The organism is Microcoleus sp. S13C4 (assembly GCF_036700865.1).
GTDB lineage: Bacteria > Cyanobacteriota > Cyanobacteriia > Cyanobacteriales > Microcoleaceae > Microcoleus.
Map to the genome: position 1 here is coordinate 1 of NZ_JAUBPS010000158.1, position 2,115 is coordinate 2,115.

At 44.4% G+C, this 2,115-nt stretch carries 2 protein-coding genes; both read right to left on the bottom strand.

All coding sequences use genetic code 11. The annotated features are described in order from the left end of the window. Positions 1-103: 103 nt before the first annotated feature. Positions 104-1,747, bottom strand: a complete 1,644-nt coding sequence (locus QT996_RS28345) for a mucoidy inhibitor MuiA family protein (RefSeq protein ID WP_333050821.1) — start codon at positions 1,745-1,747, stop codon at positions 104-106. Between the two features lie 63 nt (positions 1,748-1,810). Further along, complete coding sequence (locus QT996_RS28350; RefSeq protein WP_333050823.1) at positions 1,811-2,011, bottom strand: hypothetical protein; 201 nt, start codon at positions 2,009-2,011, stop codon at positions 1,811-1,813. Between the last annotated feature and the right edge of the window lie 104 nt (positions 2,012-2,115).

Here is a 2,115-nt window from a genome sequence, read left to right on the forward strand (position 1 = left end):
TTGAGTAACAGCTTGCCGGATATTCAAAGGCAGCTACTTTTGGCTGCAATCATTTTTTAGTCTAAACTACAGTGATTAGAAACCACTTTTTACCTACTTAATATTAAATATCTAAACCCGTGACAGTTAAGTCGGGAGGATGTTCGACAACAAACTGGTAATATAACTCTTGCTTTGCTTGCGGTGGCAAAGACATTATCCATTCTAGCACTCCCATTTCACCTGCTACTATCTTCGGATTAGTGAGAGTCGATCGCACTTTAATTTGTTCATTACGGCTGACTGGCAATTGCTCTTTTAGTGTCAGGTGTACCTGCACCTGATGCAAGTTTGTCACATTTAAGCGATAAGCGTAACTTGTGCGCCTCTGCTGACCGATCAGTTTTTTATCTACTTGTCTTTCCACTAATTCCCGCTCTATTTTTAGGCCTTCATCTATTCCTAAATTCAGTTTATATTCTTGCCCCGGGGAAACATTTTCTAACTGCACACTGCCGACAAAAGTGTTGTCGCGAAAGATATTTGCTTTACCGGGCAGAAGAGTTGCACCGGTCAGCGGATTCACAACAACTGCTTGCAAATAGGCAAAACTGACTAATCGCGGGACGGTTATATATTCAGGTTTAAAGGGATAATTTTCGCTAAAAATCGTCACTTTGTGGGGCGTACCGTCGCTGGGAATCTTAGTATTTCCCCCTACTTGAAATGAGACGGTACCGCCTTCTTTCGATACTTGTGTGGTCGCGGTTTGAGCTGCTATGAGTTGGGGTGTGGCATCAGCAGGTGCAGCACTTTCATAAAACTCTAAGTTTGTATAATCTAGTGGTATTTCTGGTTCCGCAGCCTGTCGGCTGCGTGGCATCATAAGTTCTCTGGTTTGAGTAGATCTTGGGTAAATAGTATCAATAAACCAGGGTTCGAGTTTTGGTGGCAAAGTTCCCATTCCCGGCTTGGCTGTGGATAAAGTCAGCCCTACTCCCGTCCAATCTTCGCCTGTATTTTGATTGACTTCGGCTAGGTAATTGAGATTAATTTGGTTGGTGGTAGTGTTGGTTCGCAAGTCGTAAAGGGGAGTCCAGCGAGCTCCCATGACTACATAGGAAACTTCTAGTTCAAAATTGCCGCTGCTGCTTGCTTCTATGGCAACAATGATGTTAAAACTTTGCTGAGAATGGGGAGTGTGTACTTGCCGCAACTGCAGCAGCAAAGCTTCTATTTGCTTGTCTAATTCGCGCTGCTGTTTTTCGTGCTGGGCGATCGCACTTACATATTTTAGGTAATTAGTTCCTAAAAAGTTGAGCAATTCGCCTGTTTCGTTTAAACCTACCTGCTGTTTGGCGATGCTGCTGGAAAAGAAACCGACGCTTTTTTCGCTCAAACCTTCCACAAATTTGAGCTGAATTTTCCGGGCGGTGATTTTGTCGTTAATTCCCCGTCTTTGGGTTTGTAACTCCTGAATTTGTTGGGTTAATTCGGCAGTGCGATCGCCCACTGGTTCGCTGCTAAACACTGTTTCGGTTCGCACTCCCAGCAATCGCACTGCAACTGTACCCGCACCCGTGGCCCTGACTGACTCTGTTTCGAGGGTTCCGGGTACAGAGGCGATCGCCAATTCTCGCTCGTTTCCCGTCAGAGATACCGTACCGCGGCGCGTCACCAAAGCGCGATCGGTGTAAACTGTAACTTCGGATATGCTAGTATTTAGTGTTTTAATGGTATCAGAATTAAGTATTTCTGAGTCAGTCATTGCCAGTTGCTCCTATTTAATAACCGTTTAGTCGAGCGAGGAATTTCAAAAGTAGTTTATTGATCAATTTTCCCGATCGCCCATTCCTCTAGCAAACTCCTCAAGCGCATCCAAAGGGGAAGCAAACAAAATGCAGCGTTTAAGCAAAGACAAGTCTAACTCAGGCAGCACTTCGCTGCTAGTAATGCGATCGTAACCTTCCTCTCGCAGATGGTAAAGCTCTAGAGTGCCATCTTCCCAAAACCAGACTTCCGGCACTCCCATCAGTCGGTATTTCTGAAGTTTAATCGGACTAAGCTGTTGTGCCTTTAAATAGGGTATAATAAAAAATGAGTTTAGTCAATCTCTACAAAAATGCCAGCTAAAAA